Source organism: Kitasatospora sp. GP82 (genome assembly GCF_029892105.1).
Classification (GTDB): domain Bacteria; phylum Actinomycetota; class Actinomycetes; order Streptomycetales; family Streptomycetaceae; genus Kitasatospora.
In genome coordinates, this window is sequence record NZ_JARZAJ010000030.1 from 39,926 (window position 1) to 54,632 (window position 14,707).

11 protein-coding genes are annotated in these 14,707 nt (G+C 70.9%); 4 read left to right on the forward strand and 7 right to left on the reverse strand.

What is annotated here, in order from left to right:
• Positions 1 to 51: 51 nt before the first annotated feature.
• The 5 genes from ggt to P3T39_RS26780 form a co-directional block, all read right to left on the reverse strand.
• Positions 52 to 1,842 (reverse strand): gamma-glutamyltransferase, encoded by a 1,791-nt coding sequence (gene ggt / locus P3T39_RS26760; RefSeq protein WP_280701510.1) that lies wholly within the window; start codon positions 1,840 to 1,842, stop codon positions 52 to 54.
• A gap of 362 nt (positions 1,843 to 2,204) precedes the next feature.
• The gene (locus P3T39_RS26765; protein WP_280701511.1) at positions 2,205 to 3,320 is read right to left on the reverse strand and encodes an ROK family glucokinase; all 1,116 of its coding nucleotides are present in this window, start codon (positions 3,318 to 3,320) and stop codon (positions 2,205 to 2,207) included.
• Positions 3,317 to 4,096: an ATP-binding cassette domain-containing protein gene (locus tag P3T39_RS26770; protein WP_280701512.1), complete on the reverse strand. Its 780-nt coding sequence runs from the start codon at positions 4,094 to 4,096 to the stop codon at positions 3,317 to 3,319. Before P3T39_RS26770 ends, P3T39_RS26765 begins: the two co-directional genes overlap by 4 nt.
• The gene (locus tag P3T39_RS26775; protein WP_280701513.1) at positions 4,093 to 5,127 is read right to left on the reverse strand and encodes an ABC transporter permease; all 1,035 of its coding nucleotides are present in this window, start codon (positions 5,125 to 5,127) and stop codon (positions 4,093 to 4,095) included. Before P3T39_RS26775 ends, P3T39_RS26770 begins: the two co-directional genes overlap by 4 nt.
• Positions 5,124 to 6,113 (reverse strand): substrate-binding domain-containing protein, encoded by a 990-nt coding sequence (locus P3T39_RS26780; protein ID WP_280701514.1) that lies wholly within the window; start codon positions 6,111 to 6,113, stop codon positions 5,124 to 5,126. Before P3T39_RS26780 ends, P3T39_RS26775 begins: the two co-directional genes overlap by 4 nt.
• Positions 6,114 to 6,430: 317 nt before the next feature.
• Here P3T39_RS26780 and P3T39_RS26785 point away from each other — a divergent pair, with 317 nt between their 5' ends.
• Complete coding sequence (locus P3T39_RS26785) at positions 6,431 to 7,552, forward strand: alpha/beta hydrolase-fold protein (RefSeq protein ID WP_280701515.1); 1,122 nt, start codon at positions 6,431 to 6,433, stop codon at positions 7,550 to 7,552.
• Between the two features lie 107 nt (positions 7,553 to 7,659).
• Here P3T39_RS26785 and P3T39_RS26790 read toward each other — a convergent pair whose 3' ends face one another.
• Both P3T39_RS26790 and P3T39_RS26795 read right to left on the reverse strand, forming a co-directional pair.
• Positions 7,660 to 8,493, reverse strand: coding sequence for an acyltransferase family protein (locus tag P3T39_RS26790; RefSeq protein WP_280701516.1), 834 nt, complete (start codon positions 8,491 to 8,493; stop codon positions 7,660 to 7,662).
• A 282-nt stretch (positions 8,494 to 8,775) separates the two neighbouring features.
• Positions 8,776 to 10,368, reverse strand: a complete 1,593-nt coding sequence (locus tag P3T39_RS26795) for a PucR family transcriptional regulator (protein WP_280701517.1) — start codon at positions 10,366 to 10,368, stop codon at positions 8,776 to 8,778.
• A 399-nt stretch (positions 10,369 to 10,767) separates the two neighbouring features.
• Here P3T39_RS26795 and P3T39_RS26800 point away from each other — a divergent pair, with 399 nt between their 5' ends.
• Genes P3T39_RS26800 through pucD form a run of 3 tightly spaced genes read left to right on the forward strand, consistent with a single transcriptional unit; the run spans position 10,768 to position 14,494 of the window.
• Positions 10,768 to 11,655 carry an FAD binding domain-containing protein gene (locus P3T39_RS26800; protein WP_280701518.1) on the forward strand — a complete coding sequence of 296 codons (888 nt, stop codon included), beginning with the start codon at positions 10,768 to 10,770 and terminating at the stop codon, positions 11,653 to 11,655.
• Positions 11,652 to 12,137 (forward strand): 2Fe-2S iron-sulfur cluster-binding protein, encoded by a 486-nt coding sequence (locus P3T39_RS26805; RefSeq protein WP_280701519.1) that lies wholly within the window; start codon positions 11,652 to 11,654, stop codon positions 12,135 to 12,137. Before P3T39_RS26800 ends, P3T39_RS26805 begins: the two co-directional genes overlap by 4 nt.
• Positions 12,134 to 14,494 carry a xanthine dehydrogenase subunit D gene (pucD, locus tag P3T39_RS26810; protein WP_280701520.1) on the forward strand — a complete coding sequence of 787 codons (2,361 nt, stop codon included), beginning with the start codon at positions 12,134 to 12,136 and terminating at the stop codon, positions 14,492 to 14,494. Before P3T39_RS26805 ends, pucD begins: the two co-directional genes overlap by 4 nt.
• Positions 14,495 to 14,707: the final 213 nt, after the last annotated feature.

Below are 14,707 nucleotides of genomic sequence, written 5' to 3' on the forward strand. Positions count from 1 at the left end.
CACGGACTCCCGGAGAACGGAGCCCGCGCCCCCTGGTGGTGCCACTGCGGTTCAGCGGCTGGGCCGGACCACCGCCGCCGAGCCGCCGCCGCGCCGGACGGGTTCGGCCGCCGCGATCCAGCGGCCGTCGGGCAGCCGCTCGACGCCGGTCGCCGCGCCGATCTCGCCGCCGTCGCCGAAACGCTGGCCGAGCGCCTCCAGAGCGGCCCGCTCGGGCAGGGCCAGGAAGCCCGGCTCGGCGGCCGTCGTGGTCGCGTTGCGCTGGCTCGCGCGGGGCGCGGCGATGGCCTGCTCCAGGCTCAGCCCGCGGTCGATCCGCCCGAGAAGTACCTGAAGCACGGTGGTGATGATGGTCGCGCCGCCCGGCGACCCGGTGGCGAAGAAGGGCTTGCCGTCGTGCAGCACGATGGTCGGCGAGATGGACGAACGCGGCCGCTTCGAGGGGCCGGGCAGGTTGGGGTCGGGCACACCGGGGGTGTTGGGGACGAAGGAGAAGTCCGTCAGCTCGTTGTTGAGCAGGAAGCCGCGCCCGGGAACCGTGATGCCGCTGCCGCCGGTCTGCTCGATCGTCAGGGTGTAGGACACGACGTTGCCCCAGCGGTCGGCGACCGTCAGGTGGGAGGTGCTCTGTCCCTCGTACGTCTCGGTGACGGCCGGGCCGCTGCTCCCGCAGGCGGCCGGGTGGTACGGGTCGCCGGGCGCGAGTGGGCTGGTCAGCGTGTGGTCGGGGCTGATCAGGCAGGCCCGGGAGGCGGCGAAGGCGGGCGAGAGCAGCTGACGGGTCGGCACCTGGGAGAAGCGCGGGTCGCCGACCCAGCGGTTGCGGTCGGCGAAGGCGATCCGGCTGGCCTCCAGGAAACGGTGGTAGTACTGGGTGCTGCTCTGCGCGGCCAGGTCGCTGTGCGACAGGATGCCCAGTGCCTCACCGACCGTCGTGCCGCCCGAGGAGGACGGCGCGATGCTGTAGACGTCGTAGCCCCGGTAGTCCGTATGGGTGGGCTGCTGCTGGTGGACCCGATAGGCCGCCAGGTCGGACTGGTCCACCTTGCCGGGGCGGGCGACCCGGCCGGAGGCCGGGTCCACCGGCGGGTGCTGGAGGGTGCGGACGATGTCGGCACCGAGGTCGCCCTGGTAGAGCGCGTCGACGCCCTTGCTGCCCAGTTCCCGGTAGGTGGCGGCGAGGTCGGGGTTGCGGAGCCTGCTGCCGATGACGGGCAGTCCGCCGCCGGGCAGGAAGAGCCGGCGGGTGGCCGGGAAGTCCTTGAACCTGGCCTGGTTGAGCGCGGTCTGGTCCTGGAAGGTCTGGTCGACCACGAAGCCCCGGTCGGCTATCTTCTCGGCGGGCCGCAGCACCTCGCCGAGCGAGCGGCTGCCCCAGAGGTCGAGGGCGCGCTGCCAGGTCGCGGCGGTACCGGGTACGCCGACCGAGAGCCCGCTGGTGACGGCGTCGGCGAAGGCCAGCGGCTTGCCGTTCTCCAGGAAGAGCGAGGAGTCGGCGCGGCGGGAGGCGGTCTCCCGGCCGTCGATGGTGGAGACCCTGCCGGTACGGGCGTTGTAGTAGACGAAGTAGCCGCCACCGCCGATCCCGGAGGAGTACGGCTCGGTGACCCCCAGGGCGGCGGCCGTGGCGACCGCCGCGTCCACCGCGTTGCCGCCCCGGCGCAGCACCTCGATCCCGGCCGCCGTGGCGTCCGCGTCCACGCTGGCGACCGCTCCGCCGTAGCCGACCGCCTCGGGCACCTTGGGCGGTGCGGCTGCGGCCGCCCGGGCGGGGGCGACGGCCGAACAGATCAGGGCCGTACTCAGCGCGAGCGTTGGGACGAATCGGACCAGAGCTCTCATGCGGACCTCCCGAGACGGCGTCAGGCCCCTGTTCTTTCACACGGACACCCCCGGCCACAACGCCGCCCGCAGGCGCATTCCCGCCACTACCCGACGGTAGTTCCGCCGTCGCCCCGCAAGCAGTCGACGGCGTCTGCCCGGCAGTCCGGCCGGACAGTTCGTCAGACTGCCGCCGATGGTGTCCGTCCCGCTTCTCCCCCGCCCGGCCACGGCAGTCCGGCCGGCCCCAGGCGTACGACAGCGCGCAGCGCGTACGCGGAGCCGTGCGGGTGCGCCTGCTCCCGACCGCCGAACCGTCCCCGGTCTTCGCCCATCGAGGTGAAGCGGGCCTCCTGCCCCCGGAGGCCCGCGTGGGGTGGCTCTCAGGCCAGGTGGGCCCGCTCGGAGCGGCGGCGTTTGATGGTGCGGAAGCGGCGTGCGACCTGCCGGGCCAGGTCGGCGGCGCCGACCAGGCCGGCCTCGTTGCCGAGGGCCGCGTGGACGATCTGCGCCTCGGGGCGGAAGCCCCGGCCGGTGAGGGCGTGGCGGAACGCCTCCTGGGCCGGGGCGAGCAGCATTTCGCCCGCGTCGGAGACGCCGCCGCCGATGACGAAGCGTCCGGGGTCGAGGGCGGCCGCCAGGTTGGCGATGCCGACGCCGAGCCAGTGGCCGATGTCGTAGAGCAGTTCGGTGGCGACCGCGTCGCCCGCCCGCGCCGCCTCGGTGACCAGTGGTCCGGTGATCCCTGCCGGGGTGCCGCCCGCGCGGGCGAGCAGCGGTTCGACGACCGGTGACTCCTCCGCCACGAGTGAGCGGGCCTCCCGCACCAGGGCGTTGCCGGAGGAGTACTGCTCCCAGCAGCCCCGGTTGCCGCAGGGGCAGCGGTGTCCACCGGGCACCACCTGCATATGGCCGAACTCGCCGGCGAGACCGTACTTGCCCCGGTCCACGAACCCGTCCCGGACGACCGCGCCGCCGATCCCCGTACCCAGGGTGATCATGACCATATGGTCCTCGCCCCGGCCCGCCCCGAAGCGCCACTCGGCCCAGGCCGCCGCGTTGGCGTCGTTCTCCACGATCACCGGGAAGCGGAGCCGCTCGCTGAGCGCCTCCTGGAGGGGCTCGTTGCGCCAGTTCAGGTGCGGGGCGAAGAGGACCCGCGAGCGGTCCGCGTCCACCCAGCCGGCCGCTCCGACGCCCACCGCGTGGACGTCGTGCCGGTCGGCCAGTTCAAGCACCAGCTCGACGATGACGTCCTCGACCACCTTGGCGCTCTTGCTCTTGTGCGGGGTCTCGGTGCGCAGCCGGTCGATGACCTTGCCCTCGCCGTCCACGACCCCGGCGACCACCTTGGTGCCGCCGATGTCCACGCCGATGGTGGGCAGGCGCAGCACGCTCGGGGGGAGGGCGCGGCGGCGCCGGTCGGCGTTGCGTGGGCCGAGGCCGAAGAGGGTGGGCAGGACGGGCGGCCTGGCGCTGCCACTCGGGATCACGGTCACGTCGGCGGACGCTCCTTCGGGTCGCTGCGGCCGAGCTCGTGGGAGAGTTCGGCCAGGTCGGAACCGCCCGCCATCTCGGTGGTGAGCTGCTCGAGACTGATCCCGGAGCGCGGGTGGCTACCCGCCATCCTGCCTCGTTTCAGCAGGGTGAAGTGGTCGCCGACCAGATAGGCGTGGTGGGGGTTGTGGGTGATCAGCACCACGCCGAGCCCGGCGTCCCGGGCGGCGGCCACGTACTTGAGCACCACGCCCGACTGCTTGACGCCGAGCGCGGCCGTCGGCTCGTCCAGGACAAGGGCCCTGGCGCCGAAGTGGACGGCCCGGGCGATCGCCACGCACTGGCGCTGTCCGCCGGAGAGGGTACCGATCGGCCGGTCGACGTCGCGCAGCTCGATGCCCATCCGGGCCAGGGCCTCGCGGGCGATGCTCCGCATCCGCGGGATGTCGAGGCGGAAGCTGCCGAGTTCCGCGCCGAGGAAGAAGTTCCGCCAGACCGGCATCAGCGGCACCACGGCGAGGTCCTGGTAGACCGTGGCGATCCCCCGGTCCAGGGCCTGCCTGGGCGAGCCGAGGCGGACTTCGTCGCCCGCGATGAGGTAGCGGCCCTCGTCGTGCTGGTGCAGCCCCGCGATGATCTTGATCAGGGTGGACTTCCCGGCGCCGTTGTCCCCCAGCACGCAGCTGATCCGGCCCTCGGCCACCTCCAGCGAGACACCCTCCAGCGCGCGGACCGCCCCGTAGGACTTGCCCACCTCGGTCAGTTCGAGCAGTGTCATCGGCCCGGCCCCCGTTCCGCCCTGCGCTTGACGTAGGAGTTCAGCAGCGCGGCCAGCAGCAGCATCGCGCCGAGGAAGAACTTGAACCAGTCCGGGTTCCACTGGGCGTAGACGATGCCCTTGCTGGTCATACCGAAGATCAGCGCCCCGAGGGCCGAGCCGACGACCGAGCCGTAGCCGCCGGTGATCAGACAGCCGCCGATCACCGCCGCCACGATGTAGATCAGCTCATTGCCCACGCCCTCCCCCGACTGCACGGTGTCGAAGGAGAACAGCAGGTGCTGTCCGAGCACCCAGGCGCAGAAGCCCACGCCCAGGTACAGACAGGTCTTGGTACGGGCCACCGGTACCCCGACGGCCCGGGCGGCCGCCGCGTCGCCGCCGACCGCGAAGATCCAGTTGCCGAAGCGGGTCCGCAGCAGGATCCAGCTGCCCAGGACGACCAGGCCGAGCCACCACCACACCGTCGCCTTCAGGGTCAGCCCGCCCACCGTGAACTGGGAGGCGAACAGCCAGTGGCAGGAGGCGAAGCCCTGCATGTCGCCGATCGGCTTGGTGGAGACCGTGCCGGAGACCAGTTTGGTGACGCCCAGGTTGGCGCCGGTCAGCATCAGGAAGGTGCCCAGCGTGACGATGAAGCTCGGCAGTCCGGTGCGGGCCAGCAGCCAGCCGTTGAGGGAGCCGATCCCGAGTGCCACCGCCAGCGAGACCAGGACGCCGACCCAGGTGATGGCGGTCAACTGGTACGAGATCATCGAGGAGGTCAGCGCGGTGGTGGTCACCGCGACCCCGGCGGAGAGGTCGAACTCGCCGCCGATCATCAGCAGCGCGACCGGCACCGCCATGATCCCGATGGTCGAGGCGGCGTAGAGGACGGTGCCGATCGAGGCGGGCCGCAGGAAGCTCTCCGCCACCACGGAGAAGAAGAGGAAGACCGCGACGGCCGCCAGCAGCGCCCCGAGCTCCGGACGCGAATGGTGCCGGTGGCGCACCGGCCCGGTGTCGGTGAGCACATCCTGCGGCGCGCTCACCGGGTGCCCCGGGCGACGTACTGGGCCAGGGCGGCGGCGTCGTCCTTGGTGAGCACCTGCGGACCGGTGAGCACCGGTTTGCCGCCGCCGAGGGCGTCCAGGTTGTAGCGGTAGAGCCAGAGCAGGTCCACGCCCTCGTACCCCTGGAGGTAGGGCTGCTGGTCGACGGCGAAGCCGACCGTCCCCGCCTGGAGGCCGGCCACCACCTGGGTGCCGAGGTCGAAGGTGTCCAGCTCGACGCTGCGCCGGGCGTCCTGGACGGCCTGGAGGCCGGTGGCGGCGAGCGGTGCGCTGAGGGTGAGGACGGTGTCCAGGGCCGGGTCGGCCTGGAGCTTGGCCGCGATCGAGGCCCTGGCGTCGGGCAGGTTGACCCCGTCCACGTAGAGGGTCTGGAGCTGCCCGGAGAAGGCTGCCCTGGCGCCGGCGCAGCGCTGTTCCTGGCCGATGTTCCCCTGTTCGTGGATCACGCACAGTACGTCCTTGCGGCCACGGGCGGCGAGGGTCGTACCCGCCGCCTGACCGGCCGTCGTCTCGTCCTGGCCGATATGGGTGAGCGCGCCGAAGCGGGCGGAGAACTCCTGGCCCGAGTTGATGCTGATCACCGGAATGCCCGCCGCCTTCGCCCTGGCCAGCGGCGCGGCCAGCGCCTCGCCCTTGGCGAGTGAGACCAGCAGGCCGTCGACCTTCTGGTCGACGGCCGCGTCGACCAGCTGGACCTGGCCCTGGGTCTGCGCGTCGTTGGAGTAGAGGAAGGTGATGTTGTCCTTGGCGGCGGCCTGCTCGGCGCCCTTGCGGACGGTGTCCCAGAAGGCGTCGCCCGCCCCGGCGTGAGTGACCATGGCCACCTTCCACCGCGGGGTGTCCACCGCCCCGCCCGCGCTGCTCACCGCCCGGCTGCGGGCCTGTTCGGCGCGCAGTCCGCCGGTGCTGCTGCACCCGGCCGCCAGCAGGGTCAGGGCGAGGAGCAGCGATACGGTACGTGGCATGCCTCCCAGTGTCAGCTGACGGTGCCGTACCGTCACGTATGCACCGCCGCCGCGCCGCCGCGCGGGTGACGGGGGTTGACGGCACGGCAGGTCCCCGCTCGGTGCGGCAGGGCCGGGCCCATCAGACGGACCTACCCGCACGGGTGGCACACTTATCCCCGCACAAGCCGGTTCCCAGCAACATGTGATGTTCCTCTCAGCTTCCTTTCAGCGTGATGAGCAACTGATCTTCCGTTCGAAACCGTCTGATCCCATCGGAGTGCGTGCCGGGCCAGCGTGCCCGGCCGGTCGGCCAGCAACCCGGATACGAGAACTAGATGCAACTGACAGGTAAGCCCTTTCTGATCCTCACGATCATCCTCGTGCCGATCGCCATGGCGGCCGCGCTACTGCTGTGGGGCAAGGTGCGCGGGCCCAAGCCGCTGCAGTTCCTGTCCAGGCTGATCATGATCCTCTTCTGCCAGATCACCGCCGTGCTCCTGGTCTTCGTCCTGGTGAACAACGCCAACCTGCTCTACGGCAACTGGGACGACCTGCTCGGCACCGGCAGCCACATCCGGTCCGTTCCCGTGGTGGCCAAGGAGGACCCGAACGCCGGTCCGGGCAACGACGCCAAGAACAAGCCCAAGGTGCTGCAGAAGTTCACCCCGGTCGACGACCCGAAGGTGCCCAAGGACGTCCAGACCACCGATCTGAAGGGCCAGCTCTCCGGCGTGGACGGCGAGGTCGTCGTCTGGCTGCCGCCGCAGTACAACGACCCGGCGTACAAGGACAAGAAGTTCCCGGTCGTCGAGCTGCTCCCGGGCTTCCCCGGCTCGTCCTCGACCTGGTTCGGCACCCTCAAGGTCTCCGAGAAGCTCAAGCCGCTGATGCAGAACGGGCAGGTCACCCCGTTCATCCTGGTCTCCCCCCGCACCCAGCTGCTCGGCCGCATCGACACCGGCTGTGCCGACGTCCCCGGCAAGGTCAACGCGGACACCTGGATCTCCCGGGACGTCCCGCAGATGATCACGGACAACTTCCGGGTGGACGAGTCGCCCGAGCGCTGGGCCATCGCCGGGTACTCGGCCGGCGCCCACTGCGCCACCAGGCTGAGCGTGGAGCACCCCAACCGCTACCGCGCGGGCGTCAGCCTCTCCGGTTACAACGACCCGGCCCAGGAGCCGGACTCGCTGACCGCGAAGGACCCGCACCTGAAGGAGCTCTCCAACCCGCTGAACATGCTCAAGAGCGCCCCTCAGCCGCCGAAGATCTCGCTCTTCATGACCGGGAACAAGGGCGACGGCTACGAGGCCGCCGTCGCGATGAAGGCCGCCGCCAAGGCGCCGACCGCGGTCACCGTCCAGGAGACCACCGGACCGCACACCACGGACACCTGGAGCCCGCTGCTCCCGGAGATATTCCGCTGGCTCTCGGGCATCATCCCGGCGCAGCACTGACGCCGACCGCAGGAAGGGCCCGCCGGAACGTTCCGGCGGGCCCTTCCGCTTGTCCCGGCGGTGCCCGGGTCCGCTCGGATTCCGGATCCGGCGATCCCGGCCGCCGCTCAGCCGACCTCGACCGCCCGGCGCCTGCCGCGCCGGCGGCGGGGCCAGGGGAAGAGTCTGAGTGAACGTTTCGCCGCCAGGTCCTCCATCCACCCGAAGCAGAGGACGAACAGCGCGATCAGCGGCAGGGCGATCATCAGCGGGAACCAGTGACTGCGCAGCAGCCACTGGCCGTGCTGGAACATGAAGTCGATGTCCCACAGCTTGTCGATGATCGGGATCGACAGGACCAGCGCGGTGTTGTGCCACAGGTACACGCTGACCGCTCGGGCGTTGAGCAGGCTGATCAGACCGTTCCAGCGCTCCAGGGGCCTGGGCCAGCGCTCCCAGGACGGGCTGAGGTGGAGCAGCAGCAGGACGTAGCCGAAGGACCAGACCGCCTGGGCGATCGGGACGCTGCCCAGGTCGCCCTGCATCGTCGGGTCCTCGACCGGCCTGCTGAACAGCCACCACATTCCCGCCACCATGATCAGTGGCGCCAGGGACGGCGCCAGGGACGGCGGCAGCTTGCGCAGCAGCCCCTCCAGGTGCGCCATACCGAGGATCCAGCAGGAGCCGAAGGTGGTGAAGTCGGTGACGGTCTCCCAGATCCGCCCCTGCTGGTCGAACAGCCCGGAGTTGATGAGGATCGACAGCGCGGGCGGGGTGAACACCGTGATCCAGGGCTGCCTGCGCAGCGCCTTGAGCATCAGCGGCGAGAACAGCACGTACCGGAGGTAGGCGCGCAGGTACCAGAGCGGCACGGCGATCTGCGTGCACAGGATGAACGCCTTGCCCGCCCAGAGCTGGTAGCCGTGCACCGGGACCATGGTGTCGGAGGCCCCGAGCGCCACTGGCTCCCCGCCCCCAGTGGGCAGTTCAACGTGATCCTGCGGATGTACTGGCCCAAGCCGAGTGTGCTGGACGGTGGTTGGAAGCCGCCGGCGATCATCCAAGCCCCGTAGGGCCGCTCCTGAGCACGGCACCGGCCATGCACTGTCCAGGGGCATGGGGCTCCTCTTGACCAACTGCGTGCGCGGCCAGCCATGCAACTTCGCAGTGGGCTGGTCACGCACGCGGTTGGTCAAGAGGAGCCAGCGCCCCCAGGACAGTGCAACTGGCTGCCCGGGGTTCGCTCACGCCAGTTCGAGGGCCAGGTAGAAGTCGACCCGGTCCTCCAGGCGGGAGAGGTCACGGCCGGTCAGCTCCTCGATCCGGCCGATCCGGTAGCGCAAGGTGTTGACGTGGACGTGCAGGCCGGCGGCGCAGCGGGTCCAGGAGCCGTCCGAGCGCAGGAACGCCTCCAGGGTGCGGACCAGGTCCGCCTGGTGCTCGATGTCGTAGGCGATCACCCGGTCGAGCAGTCGGCTGCGGAAGGCTCGCCGGACCTCGTCGGGCACGGCTGCCAACAGCAGGACGTGCGAGGCCAGTTCCTCCGGTCCGGCCACGCAGACCCGGCCGACCCGGGCGGCGGCGATCCGCCGGGCGTGCCGGGCCTCCTCCAGCGCACCGCGCAGACCGCCGGCCTCCGAGGCGGGGGCGGAGACACCGAGGGTGATCCGGCCCTCCGAGCCGAGTCCGGCCTCCAGCGGGGCGAGCAGCTCGCGCAGTGCGTCGGCGGGGACGGCGGAGTCGACGGCGGGGAGCACCACCACGGCACCGGTGCCCGCCCCGGCCACCAGGGCCCGGTCGGTGGCCTCGGTCAGAGCTTCCTCCAGGATTGAACGCACCGCTCCCTCGGGTAGACCTGTTCCTTCGGCGCTCAGCACCAGCCAGTTGCCCTCCGAGGCGACGGGCTGCTGCTCGGTGCCCTCGTAGCGGGCGGCCATCGCCGAGGAAGCGTACAGCGTCTTGCTGATCTCGGACGGGTCGGCGTCACGCTGAAGGAGCGTCAGCACCTCGTCGGCGAGCCGGCGGCGCAGCCGGCGGCTCTCGTCCCTGCGGGTGCGCTCGGCGGCGACCAGGCGGGCCAGGTTGTCGGCGAGCTGCTGGCGTTTGGTGGTCCACTCGGTGACGTCCCCGGCCACCGCGAGCACCCAGTCGGCGAGCGGTGACTCGGTCTCGGGAGTGGTGGAGGCGGGCAGCAGCGAGTAGGCGCCGGTGGCCAGCCGGGCCCGGTGCGGGGGGCGGCGGCGCTGGCGCTGGGCGGCGAGATGGGTGCGGACCAGCTGGTCGCGGTCCGCGGCGGAGAGCCGGTCGACGGGGCCCGCGATCACCCGTCCGGTGGGCGTGAGCACCCAGCAGTCCAGGTCCAGGTCGCCGCCGAGCAGGTCGAGCACGGCATCCAGGCCGCCGCCGCCCGCGGCGGAGACCAGCATCCGGTGCCGGTCGACCAGGGCGGCGAGATCGGCGGCCCGGTCGGCGGAGACCTGGCGGCCGATGAACTCGGTCACGGTACCGAAGGCGATGTCGTCGGGGACGGCGAGCAGGGGCATCCGGTGGCGGCGGCACGCCTCCACCAGGTCCTCGGGTACCGGGCCGACCTCGGCCTCGCCGGCGGCCAGGGCGACGGCGCCGCCGGCCACGATGGTGCGGACGAACCGCTCGGAGTCCTCGGGCCCGGTCCGCCAGAGCATGCCGGTGAGCACCAGCTCACCGCCGTGCAGATAGCGGCCGGGGTCGTGCAGGTCCGTGGTCATGACACCGCTGACCTGCCGGTCGAGCTCGTCCTCGGCAGCGAGCAATCGCAGCCGCGGGGCGCCGGGGGCGAGCAGGTCACGGACGCGCATCCGCAGACTCCTTCGTATGAATGGGGGGTGAGGGGCTCACAGTGTGCCCGAGATCCGACAGTGGGTGTTACGTATCAACGGGCTCCCGGGTCACGGGCTCGTAGCTTCGGAATCACGGCCGGATTACGGTCGTAGATAGCAGTGGACAGACCGCTGTACAGGGCAATTGTCCGCCTTAGAGGAACGTACAGGATGTCCAGCAGGAGCAGGGCAAGGGCTTCATGCCATCGGTGACTGCCAGTGGGCCCCGTCACAGCGGTTCACTGGCCACACGCCGCCGGACACATCCCGGTGACCAGGACGTGGCGCCGAGGCAACGAAGCGCTAGGACGGTCCGAACACCGGGTTCCGGGCACTGTGCCCACGGTCTGGCTGGCAACGACTTGAGGAGACACCCGCATGGAGTTCCTTCGGCCCGCCACCTGGGACGAGGCTCTCGCGGTGAAGGCTGAGTACCCGACCGCGCTGCCCATCTCGGGCGGTACGGACGTGATGGTCGAGATGAACTTCGACGTGCACCGGCCATCCGCGATTCTCGACCTGAACCGCATCACCGAGCTGTCTCAGTGGGAGATCACTGGGGATGTGGTGAAGCTCGGCGCCTCGGTGCCCTACTCCCGGATCATCGACGAGCTGTCCGGGCCCCTCCCCGGGCTCGCGCTGGCGGCGCACACCGTCGGCTCCCCGCAGATCCGCAACCGTGGCGGTGTCGGCGGCAACCTCGGTGCGGCCTCGCCCGCCGGCGACTCGCACCCCGCGCTGCTCGCCGCCGGACGTGACGTCTTCGTCGAGGTCGCCTCGGTCCGTGGCACCCGGATGATCGCCATCGACGACTTCTACGTCGGCGTGAAGCGCAACTCGATGGAGCAGGACGAGCTGATCCGTGCGGTGCACATCCCGGTCGCGGACGGCCCGCAGCAGTTCTCGAAGATCGGCACCCGCAATGCGATGGTCATCGCGGTCTGCGCCTTCGGTTTCGCGCTGCACCCCAAGAACGGCACGGTCGGCACCGGGATCGGCTCGGCCGCTCCCACGCCGCGCCGCGCCGTCGAGGCCGAGGAGTACCTGCAGGGCGTACTCGCCGAACGCGGTCTGTGGGAGTCGGGCGACCTGCTCGGCACCGAGGTGATCCAGAAGTTCGGCGAGCTGGTCAAGGCCGCCGCCTCCCCGATCGACGACGTCCGGGGCACCGCCGACTACCGGCGCCACGCGCTGGCCGTGATGGCCCGCCGCACCCTCACCTGGACGTGGAACGACTACAGCAAGCAGATCAGGAGCGCGGCATGAGGGTCACTTTCACCGCCAACGGCAAGCCGGTAGAGGCGGACGACGTCTGGGAGGGCGAGAGCCTCCTGTACGTGCTGCGCGAGCGGGTCGGCCTGCCGGGCTCGAAGAACGCCTGCGAGCAGGGCGAGTGCGGCTCCTGCACGGTCTACCTGGACGGCACCCCCGTGTGTTCGTGTCTGGTCGCGGCCGGCCAGGTGCAGGGCCGCGAGGTCCGCACCGTCGAGGGCCTGACCGACGAGAACGGCGAGCTGGGCCTGGTCCAGCAGGCGTTCATCGACGCCGGCGCCGTGCAGTGCGGCTTCTGCACCCCCGGGCTGCTGGTGCAGACCGACGCGCTGCTGGAGCAGGACGCCCAGCCGAGCGACTCCGACATCCGCGAGGCGCTGTCGGGCAACCTGTGCCGCTGCACCGGTTACGAGAAGATCATGGACGCGGTGCGGCTCGCCTCCGCCCGCAAGTGCGCGAAGGAGACCAGCGCATGAGCACTCGCACCATCCAGGGTCAGAAGAACCTCCAGGACATCCGCCAGGCGAGCAAGGACGGCATCGGCGGCTCACCGCTGCGCCCGGACGGCACGCTGAAGGTCAGGGGCGAGTTCGCGTACTCGTCCGACATGTGGCACGAGGACATGCTCTGGGGCATGGCCCTGCGCTCGCCGCATCCGAGGGCCGACATCCTCTCGGTGGACATCTCCGAGGCCCTCAAGGTGCCCGGCGTCTACGCGGTCCTCACGCACAACGACATCCCGGGCTCCAAGTACTACGGCCTGGAGATCCAGGACCAGCCGGCCCTGGCCATCGACAAGGTCCGCTACCACGGTGAGGCGATCGCCCTCGTCGCGGCCGACCACCCGGAGACGGCCCGCCGCGCGGTGAAGAAGATCAAGGTCGAGTACGAGGTGCTCGCCCCGATCGTCACCGAGGAGCAGTGCCTCAACCCCGAGGTGTACGGCTACGTCCACGAGCCGCACGAGTACAAGTCGCACGGCTCCGGCAACATCGTGCACTCGCAGAAGCTGGTCTCCGGCGGCGGTGTCACCGACGAGATCCGCGCCCTGGCCGACGTGATCGTCAAGGGCGACTACGAGGTCGGCATGCAGGACCAGGCCTTCCTCGGCCCCGAGTCCGGACTGGCCGTGCCCGCCGAGGACGGTGGCATCGACCTCTACGTCGCCACCCAGTGGCTGCACGTGGACCGCCAGCAGATGGCCCCCGTGCTCGCCCTGCCCGAGGAGAAGGTCCGCCTGACCCTCGCCGGCGTCGGCGGCGCCTTCGGCGGCCGCGAGGACCTGTCGATGCAGATCCACGCCTGCCTGCTGGCCCAGCACACCGGCAAGCCCGTCAAGATCGTCTACTCCCGCGACGAGTCCTTCTTCGGCCATGTGCACCGCCACCCGGCGAAGATGACCTACGAGCACGGTGCCACCCGCGACGGCAAGCTGGTCTTCGCCGACGCCCGGATCGTGCTGGACGGCGGTGCGTACGCCTCCGCCTCGCCCGCCGTCGTCGGCAACGCGGCCTCGCTGGGCCACGGCCCGTACGTCATCCCGAACGTACGGATGGAGGCCATCGCCCTCTACAGCAACAACCCGTCCTGCGGCGCCATGCGCGGCTTCGGTGCGGTGCAGGCGGCGTTCGCCTACGAGTCGCAGATGGACAAGCTGGCCGCCGAGCTGGGCATGGACCCGGTCGAGCTGCGCCAGCTGAACGCGATGGCCGAGGGCGACTACATGCCCACCGGACAGCAGATCGACTCCCCGGCCCCGGTCGCCGAACTGCTCCAGCGGGTCAAGGACATGCCGCTCCCGCCGCCGCTGGACCTCGACAACCTCGACATCCGGCAGATCCCCGGTGCGCTGTCCAACACCTCCCACGGTGAGGGCATCGTCCGCGGCATCGGCTACTCGGTCGGGATCAAGAACGTCGGCTTCTCCGAGGGCTTCGACGACTACTCCACCGCCCGGGTGCGGATCGAGGTCATCGGCGGCGAGCCGGTCGCCATGGTGCACACCGCGATGGCCGAGGTCGGCCAGGGCGGCGTCACCGTGCACGCCCAGATCGTGCGGACCGAGCTCGGTGTCGAGCAGGTCACCATCCACCCGGCCAACACCGAGGTCGGCTCGGCAGGTTCGACCTCCGCCTCGCGTCAGACGTACATGACCGGTGGCGCGGTAAAGCTGGCCGCCGAGGCGGTCAAGCAGGCCGTCATCGACAAGGGCCGCCGCCGCTACGGCTGGACCCAGAACGACCTGACGCTGGCCGGCGGCAAGGTGGTCTCCGAGTCCCAGGGCTCGCTGATCTCCATCGTCGACCTGCTGGGCGACGAGGCGATCGACCTCACCCGTGAGCACCACCACCGTCCGACCGTCCCGTTCGACAAGGAGACCGGACAGGGCTTCGGCCACGTCCAGTACACCTTCTGCGCCAACCGCGCGGTGGTCGACGTGGACGTCGAGCTCGGCCTGGTCAAGGTGGTCGAGCTGACCGCCGCCCAGGACGTCGGCAAGGCGCTCAACCCGCTCTCGGTGGTCGGCCAGATCCAGGGAGGCTGCACCCAGGCGCTCGGCCTGGCAGTGATGGAGGAGATCATCGTCAAGGACGGGAAGGTGCGCAACGCCTCCTTCACCGACTACCTGATCCCCACCATCCTGGACACCCCGCCGATCCCGGTGGACGTCCTGGAACTTCCGGACCCGCACGCCCCGTACGGGCTGCGCGGCGTCGGCGAGGCCCCCACCGTCTCCGCCACGCCGTCGATCGTCGCCGCGATCCGCGCCGCGACCGGTCTGGCGCTCAACCGGATTCCGGTCCGGCCCGAGCACCTCACCGGCACGCTCTGACAGACCTCCCCGGGGCAGCGACAGTCTTCCCCGCCGCCCCGGGGACGCACCACCCACACCAGGAACCCGCAATGCCTGCTCCACCCATCCGCTGCCTCTCCCACGCCGGGGTTCTGCAGCGGTGCGCACCACCACGCACCGCAGGCACTACTGAGTGCGTTCCAGTGAGTCGAACAGTCCCCCTGCGCCAACCCCTCAACTGGCCAACAGGTC

Coding starts and splice junctions, on each gene's coding strand:
- pucD (WP_280701520.1), top strand. CDS start 12,134: ATGAGCACTCGCACCATCCAGGGTCAGAAGAACCTCCAGGACATCCGC.
- P3T39_RS26785 (WP_280701515.1), top strand. CDS start 6,431: ATGCAACTGACAGGTAAGCCCTTTCTGATCCTCACGATCATCCTCGTG.
- P3T39_RS26795 (WP_280701517.1), bottom strand. CDS start 10,368: ATGCGCGTCCGTGACCTGCTCGCCCCCGGCGCCCCGCGGCTGCGATTG.
- P3T39_RS26800 (WP_280701518.1), top strand. CDS start 10,768: ATGGAGTTCCTTCGGCCCGCCACCTGGGACGAGGCTCTCGCGGTGAAG.
- P3T39_RS26780 (WP_280701514.1), bottom strand. CDS start 6,113: ATGCCACGTACCGTATCGCTGCTCCTCGCCCTGACCCTGCTGGCGGCC.
- ggt (WP_280701510.1), bottom strand. CDS start 1,842: ATGAGAGCTCTGGTCCGATTCGTCCCAACGCTCGCGCTGAGTACGGCC.
- P3T39_RS26770 (WP_280701512.1), bottom strand. CDS start 4,096: ATGACACTGCTCGAACTGACCGAGGTGGGCAAGTCCTACGGGGCGGTC.
- P3T39_RS26805 (WP_280701519.1), top strand. CDS start 11,652: ATGAGGGTCACTTTCACCGCCAACGGCAAGCCGGTAGAGGCGGACGAC.